The organism is Microbacterium sp. Soil_C_42, assembly GCF_057656735.1.
On record NZ_JBDGJU010000071.1, the window covers coordinates 1 to 5,719 of the forward strand.

General features: G+C 72.1%; 6 protein-coding genes. 2 read left to right on the forward strand and 4 right to left on the reverse strand.

The window, feature by feature from the left end; all coding sequences use genetic code 11:
- From AC3A46_RS19250 to AC3A46_RS19265, 4 genes are all read right to left on the reverse strand, one after another.
- Positions 1 to 419, reverse strand: a 419-nt coding sequence (locus tag AC3A46_RS19250; RefSeq protein WP_487666666.1) for a hypothetical protein, incomplete at its 3' end; no start/stop codon positions are given.
- Complete coding sequence (locus tag AC3A46_RS19255) at positions 413 to 874, reverse strand: hypothetical protein (protein WP_386027126.1); 462 nt, start codon at positions 872 to 874, stop codon at positions 413 to 415. The genes AC3A46_RS19250 and AC3A46_RS19255, both read right to left, overlap by 7 nt.
- A 787-nt stretch (positions 875 to 1,661) precedes the next feature.
- Positions 1,662 to 3,296, reverse strand: coding sequence for a hypothetical protein (locus tag AC3A46_RS19260; RefSeq protein WP_487666667.1), 1,635 nt, complete (start codon positions 3,294 to 3,296; stop codon positions 1,662 to 1,664).
- A 596-nt stretch (positions 3,297 to 3,892) separates the two neighbouring features.
- Positions 3,893 to 4,648 carry a GntR family transcriptional regulator gene (locus AC3A46_RS19265; RefSeq protein WP_386026614.1) on the reverse strand — a complete coding sequence of 252 codons (756 nt, stop codon included), beginning with the start codon at positions 4,646 to 4,648 and terminating at the stop codon, positions 3,893 to 3,895.
- 470 nt (positions 4,649 to 5,118) lie between these two features.
- On the opposite strand from AC3A46_RS19265, the gene AC3A46_RS19270 reads away from it, so the two are divergent.
- Both AC3A46_RS19270 and AC3A46_RS19275 read left to right on the forward strand, forming a co-directional pair.
- A complete protein-coding gene (locus tag AC3A46_RS19270; RefSeq protein WP_386026616.1) occupies positions 5,119 to 5,523 on the forward strand; it encodes a WhiB family transcriptional regulator in 405 nt (134 codons plus the stop codon).
- A partial coding sequence (locus tag AC3A46_RS19275) for a hypothetical protein (RefSeq protein WP_487666668.1) occupies positions 5,520 to 5,719 on the forward strand: 200 nt, incomplete at its 3' end. The genes AC3A46_RS19270 and AC3A46_RS19275, both read left to right, overlap by 4 nt.

The window sequence follows — 5,719 nt, forward strand, 5'->3', positions numbered from 1 at the left end:
CCGCCGCGCGGGCAGGTCACCAGGTAGAGCCGGCCGCCCGGGTCGCCGGGTTTCCAGCCGGGCGGGGCGCCGGTGTCGAAGCCGGGCGGGAGGCCTCCGGCCGGGCCGTCGGTCGGCTTCCAGTAGCAGGAGTCCGCCGAGTTGAAGGTGCCCATCTCGGGGGTGGAGCAGGGCACCTCCTCGCCGTCGATCGCGCAGGTGGGCAAGCCCCCCTCGGAGGGGGGCTTGCCCGGCCCCCCACCAGGCTTGCCCACGGGCGGCTTGCCCGGGTCGTGAGCTGTGACGTCGCAGTCCAGGTCCCGTGGCGGGCAGACCACGCCGCCGCCCGGATCGTCCGCCACCGCCGTACCCGTCGCGATCGTCGCGATCAGCGTCACGGCGGCGGCCGCGGCCGCCGCCAGCAGGCGGCGGGTCAGCACGTGCGGTCCCGCTCGATCGTGGAGCTCCACACGAGCCACGGGCCCGAACCGGTGCGCTGCAGGCCGGAGGTCACCACGTGGCGACGCGGCCCGGACGGGGCCGCACCGGTCGGGTTGCCGTCCTTGTCGACCTTGTCGTAGCCGGTGGAGTCCACGCAGTCGGTGACGACCGCGCGGCGCGGGTCGCTGGTGGTGTCGAGCGACTCGACCGCCGCCGTGTGGGCCGGCTGGCCCTTCATGCGGGTGCCGCGCTGCTGGTACCAGAACAGCGTCGCCTTGATGTCCGCCAGGGCCTGGTCCGTCGTGTGCCGCTCCACCTCCGGGTCCAACGTCCCGGACGCGTACGAGCGGACCTCGGCGGCGCCCATGCCCGCGTACGCGGCCAGCACCGCGGCCTTCTCGGCCGCCTGCGGATCCACCGACACCGGAGCCGCCGCAGACACCGTGGGCGCCACAGCCGGCTTCCCGTCCGAGGCACCACCGCCGCAACCCATCAGCAGGGCCGCCGCCACCCCAACCCCCACAACCCGTAAACCCGCTCGCCGCACTGTGCCTCCCGCACCTCGTGATCACGCCACGCTAGCGATCACACCCCCACCAGCCACCCGACAATCCAGCCACATCCACACCGGCCCCAGGGGGTAAGTCCGGAACATCACCAGCCCCGAACCAGCGCCCGACCAGCCAGGATGAGCGAGGGGGGCGCAGGACGATTCCCCCCCAGCGTCCCCCTCAGCATCCCCCCGGGAGTCCCCCTCAGGTTCCCCCTCACGTTCCCCCACCAACGACCGACGCCGACGACCCACAACGTCCGCTGGGAGTCCGCCGGCGATCCGCTGGGAGGCCGGCGGACCCGGACGCCCGACGGATCGCCGGCGGACTCCCAGCGGACCCTCAGCGGACCCTCAGCGGATCCCCAGCGGACGGGGCAGCCACCTCGTGCGCGCGGTTACCGGTTACCGGTTACAGGCCCGTGGGCGCGGGGTTCGCCCTGGTCAGGGCGAACCGCGGGCTCCGCCGGGCGGTTACCAGTAACCGGTAACCGGTAACCGCCCGGCGGCCCGGCGGCCCGGCCTCACGTGCACACGTGCACGTGCACCTGTGCACGCCGAACACGCGGGAGGTCCCACCGGCCCGGACACCCGACGCCACCTCCGCCACCGACGCATCGTGGACACACCAGAGGCCACCACCGACGCATCCACCACAACAGCAGGCCGCACACGCCCCTCTGAGAGCCTTTCAGCCGCCGATGCGACCCGAGGGGCCGGAACGGACAGAAAGAGGCTCAGCGGGGCGCACAGCGGCTAGGACGGGGCTACAGCGGGCCGGTTGCTCGGGCTGCTGGGCGTAGGAGGCCAACTCGGGGTGCTCCGCGGCCAGCTGCGCACGCAGGCGCCGGGTCTCCTCCGCCTCGGCCGCCCGCAGGGCACGGACCGCCGCGCTCCTGGCCGCCTCCCGCTCGGCGTGCTCGGTGTAGGCGTCGTCCAGCATCTGCGCCCACTTCGCGGCCGCCTTGGCCCGCTCGGCCTGCGCGGCGTACTCCGCGTCCCGCTCGGCCCGCAGGCCCGCCGTGGCCCGCTCGATCACCTCGGCCTCGGCCCGGTCGTGGCAGACCCAGCACAGGCCGTCCTCGGGCCGGGTGCCCTTGCCGGTGGCCTCGCACCGCAGGCCCTCGGGAGTCGTTCCCTCGCAGTCCCACCAGACCGGAGCCGCAGCGGCTTCCCGAGGGCCGGGCACGATGCCCTGTCGCCTCAGGGTCCTGCGCTCGGCCCGCCGCTTCTCGCACTTCGGGCACACGTCCCGGGGACCGAACTGGATCCGGGCGCCGTCCTCACAGGCCGGGTCCGGGCAGTCGGTGGACGGGCGGACCAGGCCGACCGCCACGCCGACCGCCGAGCCCAGGCCCTTGCCGCCCGGCATGGCGTCCATGGCGTAGCCGTGGTTCCACCACCGCCGCCGCACCCGCTCCGCCAACTGCTCGGCGGTCCGGCCGCCGTTCAGGCCGGCCAGGATCGTGTCCCGGATGACCACCGGCCGGTACTTCGGCAGCAGCGCGGCCAGGCCCTCGGGCCAGGCAGCCTCCACCGTGGCCACCGCGGCGGCCCGCTCGGCCGACATCCGGGTGCCCCCGGCCTTACCGGCCTTCCCCGACCGCGAACCCTGGTGCGGCGCGCTAGCGCCGTCGGACGCGGCGGAGCCGCCGGCACTGCCTCGCGCGCTACTACCCGCACTAGCCCTACGGGCGTCACCAGCGGCTCGCGCCGCAGGCGCTTGATCGTCTTCTGTTGTCTTCTGGCTAACAGTCTTCTTAGTGACTCCCGCGTTCCCCGACACCCGGGAATCCCGGGAGTCGGGGCCCACCTGGTTAATTGAATCGTTTTCGCAGGTCAGGCCCGACTCCCGGGATTCCGGGAGTCGGGGAACGGTGATCTCGACCCGCTTCGAGGGCTTGCCCGCCAGCTTCGTCCGACGCTTCGCCGCCGCCGCCCTGGCCGCCGCGGTCGGCTCGATCAGCTGCACCTGCCGGACGTCCGGCTCCCGCTCCACCGAGGCCAGCAGCGCCGTCACCTCCGCGTCCGTGGCCGGGGTGTCGTACACCACGACCTCCGTAGCCCACTGGTTGCCCTCCCAGGCCATGACCCGGATCTTGACCACGTACCGGGCCACCTGAAGCAGCCCCATCGCGCCCGCTAGGCCGTCCCGGCCGTACCCGTACTTCCGGGCGATCTCGGCCAGCGTGATGTCCCAACCGTCCTGATGGCGGATCAGCACCGCTAGCAGCCCCAAGGCGGTCAGATCAAGGCCAGGGGCGTCGTCGATTGTCTCGTTCGGGACCGCCGCGAACCGTGCCGGCCGCCCACTGCGCTTCTTCACCGGGCGCCCCCAGCGTGCACCTCATCAGCGTGCAGGGCGGCCAGCCGCGCTGCGTCCTCGACCGAATCCGTCTCTCCGCGGGCGCAGGACTCAGTGCGCCCGTTCTTCCACGTCCAAGAGCACGCCCACCAGAAGCGCGTACCGCCGACGCCTCCGATCTGCTGGATGTACTCCCGAGGTCCGCCGGTCCCCCGGCTGACCGGAGACACGTACCGCGTCACCGAGCCACCTCCGCTCGGGTGGACCTGCCGTCGTGACCGAGGCCATGTGGTGTGTGGTGCACTGCTACACGTACGCTCATCAGTGAGCGCACCTCCCGTTCTTGCTGTGCGTAGGTGCTTCTCCGTCCCGGGCCGCGAACCCGGGGTGGACCTGCGAGCCCCGCCATCATGGCGGGGCTCGTTGTGTTTTATGCCATTAACCGCCTGCCGATTTCGTGTCCGACAGGCGCTGAGTTCGTGTTCCGTACTCCGTCTCAGTTCTCCTCTCCGCCGTGCAGACGGGAATTGGTCTGACGCGGAGAGGAGAACTGTTGGCGGATATGTGTTTTTGAGATTCCCCTAGATGGGAATTCTCTGCACGCTCTCATTCGACTTTCAGCCGATGATGTCGAGCGTGATTCGGTGGTGCAGTGGTGCGGTTGTCACGGTCACGTACAGCGTTTCCCCGTCCGGGGTCCGGGTGATATTCACGACCCGAAATCCGGGGCTCCCTTCCTGCATTCCGAGGGCCTCGGATGCGGCAGGGTCCATGGGCTCGGCTGTGATTCGGGCTTCGGTGCGGTCCACGTTCCATCCGAGCCAGTCAGCCACCCGGGTACCGTGCGGCGGCCGGATCGGAGGCGCACCGACCGGGGCCAGCATCGGCGGAACGCCGTCGTACCCCTCCGGCCGCGCTGAGGCCACGGCGTACGCCAACACGGTCACCTTGTGCTGCACCGGGATGCCGCCGACTCGGCGGACGCGGTGGCGCTCCACAACGTCCGTCCCCTCCGCGAACCCCCAGTCAGCCAGGGCGGCCGTCGCGGTCAGTTGGCGTACCAGGTAGGTCTCCTCCGTGGCTTCGCCCCCGGAGCCGTTGGGCCGCCATGCCTCGGCGGCCGTGAGGTCCGGCGGGGCGTACGTGCCCAGGTGGGCGTCAGCAGACGGGCCAGCGGCGACAGTTGTTCCGCTGCCGGCTGCGGTGCGGGTCAGACCCAGGGCGGACAGGACGGCGTACGCGGCGGAGGCCGTCTGCTGGCTCACTCCGTACTGCTCGGCCAGGTCCCGCACGCTGGGAAGACGGGCGCCGTAGGCGTGCTCGCCTGCCGCGATCCCCTTCCTTATGTCCGCCACGATCGCACTGGCGTTCATGTGTCACTCCTCCCGATCTGATGCGTCATTACAGGCTATCGGTGTCAAGGAGTACCCCCCTGGAGTCGGATGCGTCAAGCTACCTCCAAACCATCTTGACAGTTGTGGGGTGGATCTCTAACGTCATGTCACGTCAGCTGGTGCGGCCCCCGGTTGGAGCCAGGGGCCGCCTGTGCCGGGCGCGTTGGAGTGCGCACGGCGGGGCCCGACGTTGGAGCGTCGGACTGGCTGTCGGACCCACCCGTGTATGCGTGGAGAGAGGCCGACGTCGTGATGGTTGCAGAGTCGGGGCGCTGGTGGCGCCCCCGGCGGGGCGGGTGCCCCGCGGTGGTGGGGACGCGGACGGTTTTACCGTCACGGCGCTGCGCCGCCGGACTGGTTGAGATCCCCCAGGCGGCGCCGGAGGCGCTGGGCCTGGGCGGGGATGAGCTGCGGGTGCGTGCGAGCCTGCGGGCGCTGGGAGTAGAGCTGTGAGCGCGGTGCGCGGGGTTCACCCGCTGCCGGCCGGTTGGGTTGCGGCTCGTTCGGCGGACTGGCTCGACCGGCTGTGGGAGTACGAGGACCTGGCCCCCGTACCGGCCGTGCGCCGGGAGCGGGCGGGCCGGCCGGCCTGCACGAGCGTGGACCCGGAGCTGTTCTTCCCGGAGCCGTGGGAGCTGACCCCGGTCGACCGGGAGGCGTCCCCGGCGGAGCGGGAGGCACTGGCGGTGTGCGCCGGGTGCTCGGTGCAGTCCTGGTGCCTGGCCCGGGACCTGGAGCAGAGCTCCGCCCCGTCGAAGATCCTCGGCGTGCGTGGGGGGATGCGTCAGTCGGAGCGGCGGGCGCTGCACGTGAAGCTGTTCGGCAAGCGGCCGCAGAACGGGGCGTCGAAGTGAGCGCCCCGGCCGCGGCCGGGAAGGCCGCCCGCTCGAAGAAGCGCAGGCAGAAGCACAGCAACAGCGCGGCGGCTCCGGACGCGTCGGCGAAGTCCTCGCGGTGGGGGTGGCTCGCCCGCAGCGGCGGCGCCGCCCCGGCCGCCGGGAAGGCCGCGCGCTCGAAGAAGCGCAGGAAGCTCAGCAAGGGTGCGGTGGC